At 67.5% G+C, this 17,438-nt stretch carries 20 protein-coding genes; 6 read left to right on the forward strand and 14 right to left on the reverse strand.

Annotated elements, in window-relative coordinates; all coding sequences use genetic code 11:
• Window positions 1-203: 203 nt before the first annotated feature.
• Window positions 204-824 carry a low molecular weight phosphatase family protein gene (locus tag AB0H61_RS18485; protein ID WP_357305681.1) on the forward strand — a complete coding sequence of 207 codons (621 nt, stop codon included), beginning with the start codon at window positions 204-206 and terminating at the stop codon, window positions 822-824.
• Window positions 825-940: 116 nt separating this feature from the next.
• Complete coding sequence (locus AB0H61_RS18490; protein ID WP_357305684.1) at window positions 941-1,351, forward strand: hypothetical protein; 411 nt, start codon at window positions 941-943, stop codon at window positions 1,349-1,351.
• A 55-nt stretch (window positions 1,352-1,406) separates the two neighbouring features.
• On the opposite strand, the gene AB0H61_RS18495 is transcribed toward AB0H61_RS18490, so the two are convergent.
• The 11 genes from AB0H61_RS18495 to AB0H61_RS18545 form a co-directional block, all read right to left on the reverse strand.
• Window positions 1,407-2,309, reverse strand: a complete 903-nt coding sequence (locus AB0H61_RS18495) for an acyl-CoA thioesterase II (RefSeq protein WP_357305686.1) — start codon at window positions 2,307-2,309, stop codon at window positions 1,407-1,409.
• Window positions 2,310-3,728, reverse strand: a complete 1,419-nt coding sequence (pyk, locus tag AB0H61_RS18500) for a pyruvate kinase (RefSeq protein ID WP_357305689.1) — start codon at window positions 3,726-3,728, stop codon at window positions 2,310-2,312.
• Window positions 3,729-3,831: 103 nt separating this feature from the next.
• Window positions 3,832-4,500, reverse strand: a complete 669-nt coding sequence (locus AB0H61_RS18505) for an amino acid ABC transporter permease (RefSeq protein WP_357305692.1) — start codon at window positions 4,498-4,500, stop codon at window positions 3,832-3,834.
• A gap of 6 nt (window positions 4,501-4,506) precedes the next feature.
• On the reverse strand, window positions 4,507-5,259 hold the full coding sequence (locus AB0H61_RS18510) for an amino acid ABC transporter substrate-binding protein (RefSeq protein WP_357305695.1): 753 nt from the start codon (window positions 5,257-5,259) through the stop codon (window positions 4,507-4,509).
• A gap of 189 nt (window positions 5,260-5,448) precedes the next feature.
• Window positions 5,449-5,913, reverse strand: coding sequence for a TM2 domain-containing protein (locus AB0H61_RS18515; protein ID WP_357305698.1), 465 nt, complete (start codon window positions 5,911-5,913; stop codon window positions 5,449-5,451).
• A 351-nt stretch (window positions 5,914-6,264) separates the two neighbouring features.
• Window positions 6,265-7,506, reverse strand: a complete 1,242-nt coding sequence (lgt, locus tag AB0H61_RS18520) for a prolipoprotein diacylglyceryl transferase (protein ID WP_357305700.1) — start codon at window positions 7,504-7,506, stop codon at window positions 6,265-6,267.
• A 75-nt stretch (window positions 7,507-7,581) separates the two neighbouring features.
• Window positions 7,582-8,382 carry a tryptophan synthase subunit alpha gene (gene trpA / locus AB0H61_RS18525; protein ID WP_357305702.1) on the reverse strand — a complete coding sequence of 267 codons (801 nt, stop codon included), beginning with the start codon at window positions 8,380-8,382 and terminating at the stop codon, window positions 7,582-7,584.
• Entirely contained in the window at window positions 8,379-9,641 is a 1,263-nt protein-coding gene (gene trpB / locus AB0H61_RS18530) for a tryptophan synthase subunit beta (RefSeq protein ID WP_357305705.1), read from the reverse strand. The genes trpA and trpB overlap by 4 nt, the downstream gene beginning before the upstream one ends.
• Window positions 9,641-10,459, reverse strand: a complete 819-nt coding sequence (trpC, locus tag AB0H61_RS18535) for an indole-3-glycerol phosphate synthase TrpC (RefSeq protein ID WP_357305708.1) — start codon at window positions 10,457-10,459, stop codon at window positions 9,641-9,643. Before trpC ends, trpB begins: the two co-directional genes overlap by 1 nt.
• Before the next feature lie 183 nt (window positions 10,460-10,642).
• Window positions 10,643-11,380: a TIGR02234 family membrane protein gene (locus tag AB0H61_RS18540; protein WP_357305711.1), complete on the reverse strand. Its 738-nt coding sequence runs from the start codon at window positions 11,378-11,380 to the stop codon at window positions 10,643-10,645.
• Window positions 11,373-12,923, reverse strand: coding sequence for an anthranilate synthase component I (locus tag AB0H61_RS18545; RefSeq protein WP_357305714.1), 1,551 nt, complete (start codon window positions 12,921-12,923; stop codon window positions 11,373-11,375). The genes AB0H61_RS18540 and AB0H61_RS18545 overlap by 8 nt, the downstream gene beginning before the upstream one ends.
• Window positions 12,924-13,085: 162 nt before the next feature.
• On the opposite strand from AB0H61_RS18545, the gene AB0H61_RS18550 reads away from it, so the two are divergent.
• From AB0H61_RS18550 to AB0H61_RS18565, 4 genes are all read left to right on the forward strand, one after another.
• Window positions 13,086-13,406 carry a hypothetical protein gene (locus AB0H61_RS18550; protein WP_357305717.1) on the forward strand — a complete coding sequence of 107 codons (321 nt, stop codon included), beginning with the start codon at window positions 13,086-13,088 and terminating at the stop codon, window positions 13,404-13,406.
• Window positions 13,407-13,514: 108 nt separating this feature from the next.
• Window positions 13,515-13,976 (forward strand): peroxiredoxin, encoded by a 462-nt coding sequence (locus AB0H61_RS18555; protein ID WP_357305720.1) that lies wholly within the window; start codon window positions 13,515-13,517, stop codon window positions 13,974-13,976.
• A 78-nt stretch (window positions 13,977-14,054) separates the two neighbouring features.
• Window positions 14,055-14,639, forward strand: coding sequence for a permease (locus tag AB0H61_RS18560; protein WP_357305722.1), 585 nt, complete (start codon window positions 14,055-14,057; stop codon window positions 14,637-14,639).
• A 200-nt stretch (window positions 14,640-14,839) separates the two neighbouring features.
• Window positions 14,840-15,271, forward strand: a complete 432-nt coding sequence (locus AB0H61_RS18565) for a MarR family transcriptional regulator (RefSeq protein WP_357305725.1) — start codon at window positions 14,840-14,842, stop codon at window positions 15,269-15,271.
• Window positions 15,272-15,298: 27 nt separating this feature from the next.
• Here the strand turns inward: AB0H61_RS18565 and hisI are convergent, their stop codons facing one another.
• From hisI to AB0H61_RS18580, 3 genes are all read right to left on the reverse strand, one after another.
• The gene (gene hisI, locus AB0H61_RS18570) at window positions 15,299-15,649 is read right to left on the reverse strand and encodes a phosphoribosyl-AMP cyclohydrolase (RefSeq protein WP_357305728.1); all 351 of its coding nucleotides are present in this window, start codon (window positions 15,647-15,649) and stop codon (window positions 15,299-15,301) included.
• 190 nt (window positions 15,650-15,839) lie between these two features.
• Window positions 15,840-16,613, reverse strand: coding sequence for an imidazole glycerol phosphate synthase subunit HisF (gene hisF, locus AB0H61_RS18575; protein WP_357305731.1), 774 nt, complete (start codon window positions 16,611-16,613; stop codon window positions 15,840-15,842).
• Window positions 16,614-16,634: 21 nt separating this feature from the next.
• Entirely contained in the window at window positions 16,635-17,432 is a 798-nt protein-coding gene (locus AB0H61_RS18580) for an inositol monophosphatase (RefSeq protein ID WP_357305734.1), read from the reverse strand.
• Window positions 17,433-17,438: the final 6 nt, after the last annotated feature.

Here is a 17,438-nt window from a genome sequence, read left to right on the forward strand (position 1 = left end):
GTGCTGAGGATTGAACGGCCGCACGGGTGGGTAAGTTGACGGGTACACCCGGAGGCCGATCGTGACCGACAGCGAGCGGCAGCGCGAATACCCGGGTGTGCTTTGTGTACGGCACTCGACTTTCAGATGAATATATCGACGCACACCTGTGATTCGATCACTTCCAACTTCTGGTCGGATAACAGGCGGATTACGGTATCCGCATGCACGTCCTGTTCGTCTGTAACGGCAATGTCTGCCGTTCGGTGATCGCCGAGCGGCTCACCCGCGCCGTCGCGGCCGAACACAACCTCACCGGGTTGACCGCCGAGAGCGCGGGAACCCGTGCGCTGGTCGGCTTTCCGGTGGAACCGCTCGCCGCACAGACCATCGCCGGATTGGGCGGCGACCCGGAGGGCTTCAAGGCGCGCAAACTCAAGCCGGAGATGATCGACCGGGCCGATCTGATTCTCGCCATGACCGACCGGATCCGGGACCAGGCTGCGGCCATGGGATTCGGGGCCGCGCCGCGCACCTTCACCCTGTTGGAGGCGTACCGCATCGCCTGGGTCAGCGGCGCCCGCACCATCGCCGACCTGGACCGGGCCCGCGATGATCTGTCACTGGTCGGCAACGAGAACATCTCCGACCCGGTCGGCCTGTCGGAGGCGGCCTTCTGCGAGGTCGGCGACCGGATCGCGGAGGCATTGGTGCCACTGCTGCTGGCTCTCGCACCGCATGAGCAGGCCCGCCCGGACGCGGATGAGCGGCCCGGACTGGTGGTACAACCGGGCGCCGTCCCCGCCCCGCTGGCGAGCTTTCTGGCCGCCCAACGCATCAGGTGAATGGGATTCGTAAACAATTACGCCCTTGCAGTGTCGCTCACCCCATCGAGGGATTACACTCCCCGCGGGGAAAAGTTCCGCCGTTGATGGTTCGACACACACGACAGGAATCAGACATGCCGAAACGAATTTCGGATGTTTCGCTCCATGTTTATGTGACACCGGAAACCCTTGATCGCGTTGTCGAGATGGTGCGCGGGGTGGTCGACGACCACCTGGAGGACCGCGACGTCTTCGCGTGGCGTTTTACGCTGCCCGTCGACGCCGAGGACCCGGCGCATATCGTCCTCGAAACCCAGTGGTGCGTCGACCATCCCGGTCAGCAGCCGGAGGGTCGCCGCACCTACGAAATCGCGCTCAGTCTGGTGGGTGCGCCGCGCGATCTGACCGCGCCGGGCCTGGCCGCATTGGAGCGCCGTCTGATGCTGGAAACCTCCGGTGGCGCACATGATGTCGATATTCCGCGCACCATCCGGGTGCAGCGCCGTGACAGCTTCGATTTCGAGACCGAGCGGGAATCGCTGTAAGGGAACCGAATACGACAACGGCCCCGTCGCCCTCGGACGACGGGGCCCACCTACCTCAGACGCGCGAGGGGAAGTGCCGGATGAGGCCTTCCTGCACCGTGGTGGCGAGGAGTTCACCGCTGCGCGAGTAGAAGCGGCCGGTGGCCAGGCCACGCGAGCCCGCGGCGACCGGGGATTCCGTCGCGTACAGCGCCCACTCGTCGAACCGGAACGGACGGTGGAACCAGATGGAGTGGTTCACCGTGGCCGCCACGATCCGATCCAGGCCCCAGGACAGTCCATGCGTGGTGATGATCGAGTCCAGCACCGTGGTATCCGACGAATAGCCGAGGGTCGCAACATGGATCAGCGGATCGTCGGGAAGCCTACCGTCGGCGCGCATCCAGACCCGGTTGTGGTTGAGCCGCTCCCCGGTGCTCTTCATGATCCAGGCCGGATCATTCGTGTAGCGCATATCGATGGGGTGCGGCGCCTTGATGAACATCTCCAGCTTGTCCTCCAAGCCTTCGAAGCTCTCCTCCACCCGGGGCAGCGCCTCCGGATCCGGTACCTCTGGCTTGTCGTGCGAGTGTTCCAGCCCCTTGCCCCAGTCCTGGAACGCCGCGAGCATGACGAACAGCTCCTGACCGTCCTGGGTGGCGGTCACGGTGCGATTGGCCAGTGAGCGGCCGTCCCGGTGCCGATCCACCCGGTACTCGATCGGCTGTTTGGTGTCGCCGCCGCGCACGAAATGCGCGTTGACCGCGTGCACCGGCCGGTCGCCCACGGTGCGACCGGCCGCGATGATCGCCTGCGCGACCAGTTGGCCGCCGAAGGTCCGGCTCCACACCTTCTCCGGATGCTGGCCGACAAAAACGTCCTCGTCCATCTGCTCCAGATCGAGCAAACCGAGAAGCACGTCCAGATCGGACCTCTCCGCCGAGCCGATGTCGACAGAGCCGCCTAGGGCAGCAGACATTTAATGGTCCTCCTCGCCGATCCGATGGACGTGGATCAGATTCGTGGACCCGACAGTACCGGGCGGCGAACCCGCCACGATGACTACCAGGTCTCCCTTCTGGTATCGGCCCATCGACAGCAGTGCTACATCTACCTGGTGGATCATCGCGTCGGTGCTCTTCACGGTCGGCACGATGAAGGTTTCGGTACCCCAGGTCAGGGCCAGCTGGCTGCGCACCTCCGGCAGCGGGGTGAACGCCAGCAACGGCAGCGGGGTGTGCAGGCGGGCCAGGCGGCGGACGGTGTCACCGGACTGGGTGAAGGCGACCAGCGCCTTGGCATTGAGCCGCTCACCGATATCGCGGGCGGCGTAGGAGATCACCCCGCGCTTGGTGCGCGGCACATGGGTCAACGGGGGCACCCGGGTCGATTCGGTCTCCACCGCGTGCACGATGCGCGCCATGGTGCGCACCGTCTCGATCGGATACGCGCCGACCGAGGTCTCACCGGAGAGCATCACCGCGTCCGCGCCGTCGAGCACCGCATTGGCCACATCGGAGGCCTCGGCCCTGGTGGGGCGCGAGTTCTCGATCATCGACTCCAGCATCTGGGTGGCCACGATGACCGGCTTGGCATTCTCCCTGGCCATCTGGATGGCGCGCTTCTGCACGATCGGCACCTGCTCGAGCGGCAGCTCGACACCGAGATCACCGCGGGCCACCATCACCGCGTCGAAGGCCAGCACCACCGCTTCCAGGTTGTCGATGGCCTCCGGCTTCTCCAGCTTGCCGATCACCGGTACGCGGCGGCCCACCCGGTCCATCACGTCGTGCACCAGCTCGACATCGGAGGGCGAACGCACGAAGGACAGCGCGATGAAGTCCACGCCGAGCTTCAGTGCGAATTCGAGGTCCTCGATATCCTTTTCGGACAGCGCGGGCACCGAGACGTCCATACCGGGCAACGAGACGCCCTTGTTGTTGGAGACCGGGCCGCCCTCGGTGACGCGGCACACCACGTCGTTGCCCTCGACGCCGGTGACGGTCAGCCCGACCTTGCCGTCGTCGACCAGCAGCCGATCCCCCGGCTTGGCGTCTTTGGCCAGCTCCTTGTAAGTGGTCGAGACCCGGTCGTGCGTGCCGTCCACATCGTCCACGGTGATACGGACCTCTTCGCCGGTCGCCCAGACCGTGCGGCCTTCGATGAACCGGCCGAGCCGGATCTTCGGTCCCTGGAGGTCGGCCAGGATGCCGACCGCTCTGCCCACCGTGTCGGAGGCCTGACGTACCTTCTTGTAGTTCTCGGCATGGTCCGCGTGCTCACCGTGGCTGAAGTTCAGCCGCGCCACGTCCATGCCGCTCTCGACGAGTTCGCGGATACGGTCCTCGGTGGCAGTGGCCGGGCCGAGCGTGCACACAATCTTCGTCCGTCGCATCACGAGTAGAGCCTAATCCTGTAGGGGTACCGTGGCCCCTCGTGGCCTCGGTGAAACCTGGGTGAAAAAAATGCACACACGTTGGGGGAAGCTACGAAGAGGTCTCTCACCGCGCCACATGCCGGGACAGGCGGGTCTCCAAACGGGTCTGCCCGAAGCCGAGGATCAGGCAGATGACCCAGTAGTAGATCGCCGCGACGCCGTACAGCGCGAAGAAGTCGAAGGTCGGCGCGGCCGCCAGCTGGGCGGTGCGCAGCAGTTCGGTGACCAGGATGGTCGAGGCCAGTGAAGTGTCCTTGACGAGCGAGATCAAGGTGTTGGACAGCGGCGGCACCGCGATCCGCGCGGCCTGCGGCAGGATGATCAGCCGCAGTTCCTGCGCGTACGACATACCCAGCGCCTCGGCCGCCTCCCACTGCCCGTGCGCGACCGACAGGATCGAGGCGCGCACCACCTCGGCCGCGTAACCGCCGACATTGAGGCTGAACGCTATTACCGCCGCTGGGAAGGGGTCGATCACGATATCGAACTGCGGCAGCGCGTAGAACACGATGAACAGCTGCACCAGCAGCGGCGTGCCCCGGATGATCGAGATGTAGAACCGGGCGGGCGCGGAGAGCAACCAGCTCGGCGACATCCGGGCCAGCGCCACGAACAGCGCGATGACCAGACCGATCACGAAGCTGATCGCGGTGAGCGGGATCGTCTTGGTGACGGTGGCCTCGAGCATCGGCCCCAGGTTGTGCCAGATCAGCTCCCGGGTGGCGGCATCCACGGCCGGTTATTTGCTGACGTCGTAGCCGAAGTACTTCTCCGAGATCTGCGCCAGCCGTCCCTCGGCGCGCAGTTCGTCCAGCGCCTTGTTCACCTCGGCGATCAGCGCGTCACCCTTGCGGGCGGCCAGCCCCATCCGGCTGGTCTCGCCGATCTCGGCCGCGACCTTCACCGACGTATCCCCCTTCTGCTTCAGGTAGTCGGCGACCACCAGGGAGTCGTTGACCGTCGCGTCGACCCGACCGGTCTTCAGCAGCTGGACCGCCTGCACCCAGCCTTCGACGCCCTCGACCTTCGCGCCCGCGCCCTGGGCGATCTTTCCCCAGTTGCTGGTGACCGACTGCGCGCTGGTCTTACCGTTGAGGCCGGCCAGCGACGTGATCTCGGTGTTGTCGGCACGGGTGACGATCACACCCTCGGAGACGGTGTAGACGCTGGAGAAGTCGTACTTCTTCGTGCGCTCGTCGGTGATCGACACCTGGTTGGCGACCAGATCGAAACGCTTGGACTCCAGGCCGGCGAAGATCGCGTCCCACGGCGTCTGCACGAATTCGACCTTCTTACCGAGCTTTTCGCCGACCGCCCGCACAACCTCGACGTCGTAGCCGGTGAGTGCGCCGTCGGCGCCCTGGAAGCTGAACGGAGAGTAGGTGCCCTCGGTGCCGACCTTCAGCACATTCGCGTCATCGCTTCCGCAGGCCGAGAGCCCGGTGGCGGCGACGATGGCGAGCATGGCGGCGGCGAACAGCTTGCGACGCACGGGATCCCTCTCTTCGGTGCGCGGGGACGCCCGCACACGGCACACAAATCCGGACAAACTTACGCCGGGTTCGGTCCGAAGCACAGTATCGCGATCATGCTGAGCCGAATATCCGCACAGCCCGAAAAGGCGACGGACACCCCACCGCAACGATGGGATGCCCGTCTGGATTCCGGTCTATCGGCGCGGTCAGCCGCGCAGCGGGCGCCCCAGCGAGTCGGGCACCTTGCCGGTGAGCATCATGATGGCGTCGATCAGCGCCCAGACACCGCAGCCGCCGCAGGTAACCAGCTGCAGGACGCCGATGGTGGTGTGGCCGGTGTAGAAACGGCCGACGCCGAAACCGCCCAGGAAAAGCTGGAGCAGCCCCGCGGTCAGCTTCTCCTTATCGGAGAACGGAACGCCGTACATGTCGCGGCCATAGGGGGCCTCCGGGTCGCCAGGGTTGTAGCCACCCGGCGGACCGTACGCGGCAGGCGGGTAACCACCCGGCTGCTGACCGTACTGCGGGGGCGGCGCGTACGGGTCGGCGGGCTGGCCGAACTGCGGCTGGCCCGGGGCCGCGCCCGGCTTGTTCAGATCGGCCGGACCCGTACCGGGCGGGCCGTACTGCGGTCCACCGAATTCAGGGTTCTGCTGGTAGGGGTCGGTCACTAATGTCCTCCTCATTCGTGGCGGGTACCCACTGCTGGCCCCCGTCTTTGTCGATCAGCCGACCGGGCGCAACCCGCGACGATCACGGTCATTCTTGCCGCAACCCACCGGTTTTGTCGCCTCGGATCCCGACCGACCAGATCCGATATACACCGGGCCTTCGAGTCGTTATCGCGAGTAACGGCAGAATCGTTGCCTGTGGGTTCGCCGAAATGCAGGGATCTACCGACGCTTTCCCCGCACCGCGGTCAGACGCGAACGGACCGCCCGCGGGTGCGGACGGTCCGATCGGATGCGGATCCGGTGGGCCATCGGGCGACGGAACCGGTCCCGGGTGAGAGTTCCCGGCGCTCAGGACTTCTCGGCGACCTCGCCCGTCACGCTCGCGCTCTTCTCGGCGGCGCTGCCCTTTTCGGATTCCGAGTCTTCGGCGGCTTCGGTCGGCAGCTTCTCGGCCTTCGCGATCTCGCCGGGCTTCGCGCCACCATCGGTGTCCGCGGTCTTATCCGAAGCGGCCGTATCCGTCTCGGCATCCTTATCCGACTCGGCGGTCTCATCGCTCGCCGCGTCCTCACCGGACTCCGTACCTTCGGATTTCGCGTCCTTCTCCAGGGTCACACTCTCGGCGTCCGCGCTCGCCGCCGACTCCGCGCCGACCGCGCGCAACTCGCTCAGCTGCCACGGCCACGGACGCTTCGTGGCCCCGGGCTGGAGCATATCCGCCGTCTCGCGGCCCTTCGTCGCGAAGACGAAATAGGCGATGGCGGCGAGGAACACCAGGGCGGAGGTGAAGGAGTTGATACGGATGCCCGCGATCTCGTTGGCTTCGTCGTCACGCAGCAGTTCGACGACGAAACGGCCCACGCAGTACCCGGCGACGTAGAGCGCGAAGAGGCGGCCGTGGCCGATCCGGTAGCGCTTGTCGATCTGCACCAGCAGCACCACGATGAGCAGGTTCCACACCATCTCGTAGAGGAAGGTGGGCTGCACGACCCTCTCCACCACGCCGTGGGAGACGCCGTTCATCATGTCCAGCGGGCCGTTGTCGTCGTAGCGCAGGTAGATCTCCAGGCCCCACGGCAATTCGGTCTCGCGACCATAGAGTTCCTGGTTGAAATAGTTGCCGAGGCGGCCGATGGCCTGCGCGAGCAGGATCGGCGGCGCGATGGCATCACCGAAGGCGGGCAACGGGATTCGGTACACCCGGCAGCCGATCCAGGCGCCGATGCCGCCGAGGAAGACCGCGCCCCAGATGCCGAGGCCGCCCTGGTAGATCTTCAATGCGTCGATCGGGTGACCGTCGGCGCCGAAGTACTTCTGCCAGTCGGTGGCAACGTGGTAGAGCCTGCCGCCGATCAGGCCGAATGGCACCGCGAACACCGCGACGTCGAGCACCGTGCCCGGTTGGCCGCCGCGTTCCTGCCAGCGGCGCTCGCCCCACCAGATAGCGACGATGATGCCGACGATGATGCACAGGGCGTAGGCCCGTAGCGGGAGCGGCCCGATCTGCCACACGCCCTGTGAGGGGCTGGGAATGTAGGCCAGCACGTCGCTGTTGGCCACGACACTGTCTGCCAGGACTCGTAAGGTCACGGTCGCCACCGTAGCGGAGGCCGGTCACGTCGCAAGCTCCGCGGTCGGTGCACGGCCGCCGCGGCGCCCGGTGGGTCAGGAGGAGACGGTCGCCGAGCGCACGCCGCCCGCCAGTTCCTCGGTGAGGCTCCGTACCGCGTCGAGCCCCTTGGCGGCGGCGCTCACCAGGGCCGAACCCACGATGACTCCATCCGCGTAGGAAGCGATTTCCGCCGCCTGCTCACCCGAGCGGACACCGAGTCCGACGCCGATCGGGATATCGGAGTGCGCGCGGATGCGAGCGCAGAGGGCGGGCGCCGCGGAGGACACCACATCGCGCGCACCGGTGACACCCATGGTCGAAGCCGCGTAGATGAAGCCACGCGAGGCCTCCAGCGTCTTCACCAATCGCTCCTCGGTAGAGGACGGCGCGACCAGGAAGATGCGATCGAGATCGTGCGCGGCCGAGGCGACGAACCAGTCGTCGGCCTCCTCCGGGATGAGGTTCGGGGTGATGATGCCCGCGCCGCCGGCACCCGCCAGATCCCGCGCGAATCGGTCGACGCCGTACTGCAGCACCGGATTCCAGTAGCTCATCACGACGGCCTGGCCGCCCGCCTGGGTGATCGCCTCGACCACCGCGAATACATCGCGCACCCGGACGCCGCCGCGCAGCGCCTGCTCGGCGGCGGCCTGGATGGTCGGTCCGTCCATTACGGGGTCGGAGTAGGCGACGCCGACTTCGACGATGTCGCAACCGGATTCGACCATCGTGCGGCACACCTCGATGGATCCGGCCAGATCCGGGTAACCGGCGGGCAGGTAGCCGATGAGCGCGGCCCGGCCCTCACCGCGCGCGGCGGCGAAGGTGTTCGCGAGACGGGACTGCTGGCTCACTTCTGCTCCTCGGCAGGCTCGTCGAACAACCCGAACCAACGGGCCGCGGTGTCCATATCCTTATCGCCGCGCCCGGACAGGTTCACCACGATGATCGCGCCCGGACCCAGTTCCTTGCCCAGCTTCAGCGCGCCGGCGACGGCATGCGCCGACTCGATGGCCGGGATGATGCCCTCGCAGCGGCTCAGCAGCAGCAGTGCGTCCATCGCCTCCGTATCGGTGATCGGCTGGTATTCGGCGCGGCCGATGTCCTTGAGGTAGGCGTGCTCGGGGCCGACGCCGGGGTAGTCCAGGCCCGCGGAGATGGAATGCGATTCGATGGTCTGGCCGTCCTCGTCCTGCAGCAGGTACGAGTAGGCGCCCTGGAAGGCGCCGGGCGTGCCGCCGGTGAAGGTGGCCGCATGCCTACCGGTTTCGACGCCGTCGCCCGCCGCCTCGTAACCGATCAACCGGACAGCGGCGTCGTCGAGGAAGGCGTGGAAGATGCCGATGGCGTTGGAGCCGCCGCCGACGCACGCGGTGACCGCGTCGGGCAGTCTGCCGGTCAGCGCCTGCACCTGGGCCCGCGCTTCCAGGCCGACGACGCGCTGGAAATCGCGCACCATCAGCGGGAACGGATGCGGTCCCGCGGCGGTGCCGAAGCAGTAGTAGGTGGCGTCGGCATTGGTGACCCAGTCGCGCAGCGCCTCATTGATCGCGTCCTTGAGCGTCTGCGACCCGGTGGTCACCGAGACCACCTCGGCGCCGAGCAGCCGCATCCGCGCCACATTCAGCGCCTGGCGTTCGGTATCGACGGCGCCCATGTAGATGACGCACTGCAGGCCGAGCAGCGCGCACGCGGTCGCGGTGGCGACACCGTGCTGGCCCGCACCGGTCTCCGCGATGACACGGGTCTTACCCATGCGCTTGGCCAGCAGCGCCTGACCCAGCACGTTGTTGATCTTGTGCGAACCGGTGTGGTTCAGATCCTCCCGCTTGAGCAGGATGCGCGCGCCACCCGCGTATTCGGCCAGCCGCATGCACTCGAAGACCGGCGAGGGACGACCGGTGTAGTCGCGCTGCAATCGATCCAGTTCATCGAGGAAGGTCGGGTCGAGCCTGCACTTGTCGTACTCGGCGGTGACCTCCTCGATCACCGCCATCAGCGCCTCGGGCACGTGCCGACCGCCGTAGACGCCCCAGTGGCCGCCCAGATCCGGTTCGTGCGCGCTGCGCTCGTGGACGCCGGCACTCGCCTTCGGTAGCGCCGTCACCCCCATCACCGGCCCCGCCGGGCCGGCTTCGGGCAGGACGGGTGGGTTCCGGCGGTCACCAGCTGGAGCACCGCGGCCCGGGGATCGCCGCTGGTCACCAAACCCTCGCCGACGAGCACGGCGTCGGCGCCCGCACCGGCGTAGGCCAGCAGGTCGGCCGTACCGCGGATGCCGGATTCGGCGATCCGGATGACCTCGGTCGGCAGGCCGGGGGCGATGCGCGCGAAGACGTCGCGATCCACCTCGAGGGTTTTCAGGTTCCTGGCGTTCACACCGATCACCGAGGCGCCCGCCTCCAGCGCGCGATCCGCCTCTTCCTCGGTGTGCACCTCGACAAGTGCTGTCATACCCAGCGATTCGGTGCGATCGATCAGCGAGGAGAGCACATCCTGCTGGAGCGCCGCGACGATCAGCAGGATCACGTCGGCGCCGTGCGCGCGGGCCTCGTGGATCTGGTACGGGCCGACCACGAAGTCCTTGCGCAGGATCGGGATGTTCACCGTCGCGCGGACCGCGTCGAGGTCGTCGAGCGAACCGCCGAAGCGACGGCCCTCGGTGAGCACGCTGATGATGCGGGCGCCGCCGTCCTCGTACGCCTTGGCCAGGCTGGCCGGGTCCGGGATGTCCGCGAGCGCACCCTTGGACGGGCTGGCCCGCTTGACCTCGGCGATGACGCCGATGCCGTCTTCGAGAAGTGCGGCCCGCGCGTCGAGCGGGGCGGGAGCCTGGGTCGCGGCGGCCTTGATGGCCTGGAAATCCAGAAGGGCTTCCCGAGCGGCCACATCCGCGCGGACCCCGTCGAGAATCGAGTCGAGTACCGTCATCTGGCTCGAATCCTTTCTGGGGAGACGGACTTGCTGCCTGAGAATCCCCCCAGGCGCTGTCTCACCGATGCTGACAAAGAATAAATGGCGTGCTGTCTTCCGATCGCGCCGGGGTTGCGCTGGAATCCCGGCACCCGGTCGCGAACCCCACGCGCCACTCGGCGTGGCGCGTGGGCGGTCATGTCAACGGGCATTGCGACCGCGCTCGTCGGCACCGGCGTCCCCGGCAGCCGCACCCGGTTCGGCGATGTCCTCCGTCGGGTCCGTGCCCGCGTCCAGGGCATCCCACAGCACCCGCTCGGAGAGTTTGTTCGCGGGCGCGTCGGCGGTGTCGGCGCGCTGCTTGGTGACCTGTTCGGTGGCGGCGGCCCGGCGGAACACCGGGTTGTCGTACTTACCGGACAGTCGCGCGGTATCCGCGGGCATTCGCGCCAGCAGCACCGCCGCGATGAAGGCGGCCACCGCCGCGGCCAGTGTCAACCAGGCCGGGAACGGCGCCGTCACCACCTCGGTGACGGTGGCGCGGCCCGGCAGCTCGGCCAGCGTCGCGGCGCGCGTATCGGTCGCGCCTGAGCCGGTCAGCAGCGCGAAGGCGGGAACCGCGGTCACCGCGGCGACCAGGCCGATGAGTACACCCACCATGCGACGCAGCCAGCCCCGGGTGGCGAGCACCGCCGCGATGGCGGCGAGCAGCACCAGCGCCAGCGGGGTCAGCGCTCCGAACCAGACGCCGCCGTTCAATTCGTCGGTGCGGGGTTCGGTGAGGCCGTCGGTGGACGAGACCGTCACCCAGGTCAGCCGGGAGGCGCCCCACATGGCCGTGGCCGCGACCGCGAGCAGGATGATCGCCCCGGCGGGATACTTGCGTCCCGGCCTCACCTCGGGCGGCGCGATGCTCTGATCGGGATCCGGATCACTCATCGGCGCTTCCCGGCTCGTCGCCGTAGGCGCGCACGGTCCCGGCCGCCGCGATCGCGCGGAGTACCGCCATCGCTTTGTTCTGGGATTCGACATCCTCGTAATCGGGATCGGAGTCCGCGACGATGCCCGCGCCCGCCTGCACGTAGGCGGTGCCGCCCTTCAGCAGTGCGGTGCGAATGGCGATGGCGGTATCCGCGTCGCCCGCGAAATCCAGGTAGCCGACGACACCGCCGTAGACGCCGCGGCGGGTGGGCTCCAATTCCTCGATGAGCTCCATCGCGCGCACCTTCGGGGCGCCGGAGAGGGTGCCCGCCGGGAAGCACGCGTTCACCGCGTCCAGCGCGATCCGGCCCGGGGCCAGCCGGCCGGATACGGTCGAGACCAGATGCATGACGTGGCTGTAGCGCTCGATGTGGCGGTACTCGGTGACCCGCACGGTGCCGGGCCGGCAGACCCGGCCGAGATCGTTGCGGCCCAGGTCGACGAGCATCAGATGCTCGGCGTTCTCCTTCTCGTCGGCCAGCAGTCCCTTCTCCAGCAGCAGGTCGTCCTCCTCGGTCGCGCCGCGCCAGCGGGTGCCCGCGATCGGATGGGTCGTCGCGACCCCGTCCTTCACCGTCACCAGCGACTCGGGGCTGGAGCCGACGATGGAGAATGCGGTGCCGCCGTCGCCGTCGGGAATGTGGAGCAGGTACATGTACGGGCTCGGGTTCGAGGCGCGCAGCATCCGATACAAATCCAGCGGCTCGCCGTCGTAGTCCATCTCGAAGCGCTGCGAGAGCACCACCTGGAAGGCCTCGCCCGCCTCGATCTCCTTGACCAGTCGTCGCACCCCCGTGCCGAACTCGTCGGAGGTGCGCCTGCGCCGGTACTGCGGATCGGGCTGGTCGAAGACCGACACGGTGGAGGCGGCGGGCGCGGCCAGCGCCGCGGTCATCCGGTCCAGCCGGGCCACCGCGTCGTCGTAGGCCTCATCCACCCGCTCGGAGGTGCCATTCCAGTTGACCGCGTTCGCGATCAGCGTGATCGCGCCCTCGTGATGGTCGAACGCGGCGAGGTCGGTGGCCAGCAGCAGCACCATCTCCGGCAGTTGCAGATCGTCGACGGCCAGGTTCGGCAGGCGCTCGATCCGGCGCACCGCGTCATAGCCGAGGTAGCCGACCATGCCGCCGGTCAGCGGAGGCAGGCCGGGCAGCCGTTCGGTCTGCAGCAGTTCCAGGGTTTCGCGCAGCGCGACCAGCGGATCGCCGCCGGACGGCGCGTCCACCGGAATATTGCCGAGCCAGGCCGCCTGGCCGTCGACCACGGTCAGCGCCGACGGGCTGCCCGCACCGATGAACGACCAGCGCGACCAGGAGCGGCCGTTCTCCGCGGACTCGAACAGGAAGGTGCCCGCCCGATCCGTGGCCAGCTTGCGATACGCCGACAGCGGGGTTTCGGAGTCCGCCAGCACCTTCCGGGTCACCGGGACCACCCGATGTTCCGCGGCCAGAGCATGGAACTGTTCGCGGGTCGTGGTGGTGGGAGTGGACGCGGCAGGCATGGCTACATCATCCCAGGACGGTCCACCCGGTTTTCCGGCGCACCCCGCGCGACAGCGAGCGGACCGACCGGTTCCCACGCGATGCGGGGCATTGTGGCTTTTATCACTACACTCGTTGCGTTCCACGATGCACGCGGTATCCACTTCGAGAGGAGTCAATTGATGTACCCCTCGCACCCGGGGGCGCCGGAGGGTCGGCGCACAACCGGACCGGGCTCGATATCCGGTCCGCCCCCGCGGATGGCCGGCCTGAACTCGATGGGCGGCTCGCAGCAGGGACCAGGCAGTAGCACCCATAACGCACTAGCCTCCTTCGTCACCTACGCGAAAGCGCTGGAGTCGCTGGACAGGAACCATTTCCCGGACGAGTACCAGTCGAACAGCGACCGGATCCGTGAGCTGCGGCCGTTCCTGCGGGCACACGGCATTCTCGATGTCATGGATATCAAGAACCCCGAGGTGGCCGCGCTCATCGGCGCATAGCACGACCTCGCGCCCGATGGTCTCGGTCGTCGGGCGCGGGCAATCCGGCCACGGGCGCAATCCCTCGGCGATGCGATGATTCGGCCGCGCCCGGTAGTGTCCAGTTTTATGAAGACAGGCCAGCTCGCCCCGCAGTTCGAGCTCCCCGATCAGTCCGGTACCCCCCGTTCGCTCGAAGCGCTGCTCACGGACGGCCCCGTGGTGCTGTTCTTCTATCCCGCCGCCAACACCCCGATATGCACCGCCGAAGCGTGCCACTTCCGGGATCTGGAGGCCGAATTCCAGAAACTCGGCGCATCCTGCGTCGGCATCAGCGCCGACGGCGTCGACACCCAGGCCGGGTTTGCCGCCAAGCAGGGGCTGGGTTATCCGCTGCTCTCGGATTCCGACGGAGCGGTCGCGGCGCAGTTCGGCGTGAAGCGCGGATTACTAGGCAAGCTGGCACCGGTGAAGCGGCAGACCTTCGTCATCGATACCGATCGCACCGTGCTGAAGGTGATCACCGGCGAATTGCGCGCCGACGCGCACGCCGACGAGGCACTCGAGTTCCTGGGCAAGCGCGCGAAGTAGTCGCCTTCCGGTACACACGTCCGGAAACGCCGGGCACGATGACGGCGTTTGCGCTGCTCACCGGCCTACCCTGGACGGATGACTTCGAGCGAGGGTCGGCCGGACGGGCAGAAATCCACGCTGGCGACGTGGCGCACGCGGATCATCGGCGGCCTCGCGTTGCTCGCCGTCGTCGTTATCACCTATCTCATCCTGGCCGCGTTCATTCCGCGCTGGTGGGCCCAGCGGGTCGGCGACACGGTCGGCAAAAGCTTCTCGAAGGGTATTGCCTGGGGTCTGGCCTACGGCTGGCTCGGCACCCTGGTGCCGCTGCTGCTCCTACTGTTCGCGGCACTGATCTGGCGAAGGCGGGCAGGCAAATTCGCAGCGGGCGCCGCCGCGGTGATCGCGATCGTGCTCGCCATCCCGAATCTGATGACGTTGAGCGTGGTCCGCGGCTCCGGCAGCGCCTCCGACGCGGGACGTCAGATCATGAATGTCGAGGCGCCGGCGTTCCGTGGTGCGACGCTGGCAGGCGCCATCGCCGCGGTCATCCTCTTTCTCTTGGTGGTGGCGCTCGTGGCGCGTCGCCGGATCCGACGCCGCAAGGCCGCCGAGCAACTCACGCGACAGCCTCCGCCCGCATCCCCCTCGATGACCGCGACACGCCCCGGCAACCTGTGAATGAACTCACGTCGCGAGGGATCGCCGTGTCGGCCGAGCGAAGTCGTGGCAAACTCGATGTCACGGGTGACTGTGAATATGCTTTTCAATAATTACTAGGCGAACCGATAATCCACGTCACTTGGCTCGAAAGAAGGCACATAGTGACGAAGTGGCTCGACCCCGTCGAACAAAGGGCTTGGCGCGCAATTGTCGCGCTCATGACACGTCTACCTAGTGCCTTGGATACCCAGCTGCAACGCGAATCCGGTGTCACCCATTTCGAATACTGGGTGCTAACTCTGCTCTCCGAAGAACCCGGTCATCGACTGCAAATGAGTGACCTTGCCCACAAGGCAAATGCATCGCTATCGCGACTCTCGCATGTCGTCTCCAAGCTGGAACGCATGGGCTGGGCGCAACGTGTGACGACCGCGGGCCGCCGCGGAGTTCACGCCGTACTCACCGACGACGGCTACCTGAAGGTGGTCGAGGCCGCGCCCGGATACCTGGACGCGGTGCGCCGCTTGGTCTTCGACGGCCTCAACCCGGACGAGAAGGCACAGCTGGCCGAGCTCAGCGAGCTTCTGTCACAGCGGCTCGCCGATGCGCTGAGCCAGCCCGGCGCGTCGTCGGATCCGCCGAAGCGGTAGCACCTCCGGACCGGAATCCGCGCCGGATCAGGCCGGATCGGCGAGTAGGACATCCGAATCGAAGCAGGTGTGGGTGCCGGTGTGACAAGCGGCGCCCTCCTGATCGACGACCAGCAGAATGGTGTCGCCGTCGCAATCCAGCCGAACCTCGTGCACGTGCTGGGTGTGGCCCGAGGTCTCCCCCTTGACCCAGTACTGCTGCCGCGACCGCGAATAGTAGGTCGCCTTCCGGGTTTCCAGGGTCCGGGCGAGCGCTTCGTCATCCATCCAGGCGACCATCAATACGTCCCCGGTCCCCCGCTCCTGCGCGACCGCGGACACCAGGCCCGCGTCATTGCGCTTGAGCCGGGCGGCGATGGCGGGATCGAGAGTCGTCATATCACCGTTATAACAGTCGGGAGTGACCGCGACGCAGGCGGTCAGGCCGCATGCGTGCGATGCAGTTCGCCGAGGAGTTTCCAGGTGCGGAGGCGGTCGACGGTGGTGGTCAGGTCGGTCCGGCAGAAGACCACGTCGGTGGCGGGCAACGGCGCCGACCACGATTCCGGTCGTCGCCGGATTCCGTGGATCAGCGGACGATGATCTTCTCGGCGCGCATGGAGTCCTTGACCTGGCCGATGGTGAGGTCACCGAAGTGGAAGACGCTGGCGGCGAGTACCGCGTCGGCGCCCGCGTGCACGGCCGGGGCGAAGTCTTCGACGGCGCCCGCGCCACCGCTGGCGATGACCGGCACCGAGACCGCGGCGCGCACGGCACGAATCATCGGCAGGTCGAAGCCCTTCTTGGTGCCGTCGGCATCCATCGAATTGAGCAGGATCTCACCGACGCCCAATTCGGCGCCGCGCACGGCCCATTCGACGGCATCGATGCCGGTGCCACGCTTACCGCCGTGGGTGGTGACCTCCCAGCCGGACGGAGTGTCGGGCTGACCATCGGGCACGGTACGCGCGTCGACCGAGAGCACGATGCATTGCGAGCCGAAGCGTTCCGACATTTCGCGCAGTACCTCGGGGCGGGCGATGGCGGCGGTGTTCACCGAGACCTTGTCGGCGCCCGCGCGCAGCAGCCGATCCACATCCTCGACGGTGCGCACGCCGCCGCCGACGGTGAGCGGAATGAAGATCTGCTCGGCGGTGCGGGTGACCACATCGATCATGGTGCCGCGGTCGCCGGTGGAGGCGGTGACGTCCAGGAAGGTCAGCTCGTCGGCGCCTTGGGCGTCATAGAGGGCGGCCAGTTCGACCGGATCGCCCGCGTCGCGCAGATTCTCGAAGTTGACGCCCTTGACCACCCGGCCCGCATCCACATCCAGACACGGAATCACGCGTACCGCCAACGTCATTGCCTCACCCTTCGCCTTCGCTCATGCCGTGCTCACCATGCAGATCATTTCGAGCAATTCTTCGTGCACCCCCGGTGCGGCCGCCAGCACCGAACCGGAGGTGATGTGCCAGGGCTCGCCCGCCAAATCGGTCACCACCCCGCCCGCCGCGCGGATCAACGCGACCCCGGCCGCGTTATCCCACGGATGGTGGCCGAACACGATCGCCCCGCCCAGCACCCCCGACGCGGTGAACGCCAGGTCGATGCCGGTCGAGCCGTGCATGCGCACCCGCGAGGAGAGCCTGCTCAGTGGCCCGAGCAGATCGAACCGGAAGCGGCCGGGAATGCGGCCGGTGGCATCGACATTGAAGGCGCCGAACCCGATCATCGCCTCGGCCAGCTTGCCGTGCGGCAGCCGCGGCAGCGCGGATCCGTTGAGCAGCACCGGCCCGTCGACGCTCGCGGCGTATCGCTGACCGAGAATCGGCAGCCAGGTCAGCCCGAGCACCGGTTCACCCTCGTGCACCAGTGCCAGCAGCATGCCCGACAGCGGGTGCCCCGACGAGTAATTGAAGGTGCCGTCGATCGGGTCGAGCACCCAGGCGGTGCCCGTGGTCAGCTGCGGACCGCCGAATTCCTCCCCGTGTACCTGAATTCCGGTCCGCTGCTCCAACTCGGCCGAGATGGTGCGCTCCAGCTCCAGGTCGAGCTCGGTCGCGAAATCGTTGCGGCCCTTACTGACCGCACTCGGCGCGCCGATGCCCTCGACGAAGCGCGGGGCGGCCGCGTCGAGAATGTCGCACGCGGTGGCCAGCAGGGCGGTCAGATCGGCAGCCATCGCGGT

Source organism: Nocardia sp. NPDC050710 (assembly GCF_040654375.1).
GTDB lineage: Bacteria > Actinomycetota > Actinomycetes > Mycobacteriales > Mycobacteriaceae > Nocardia.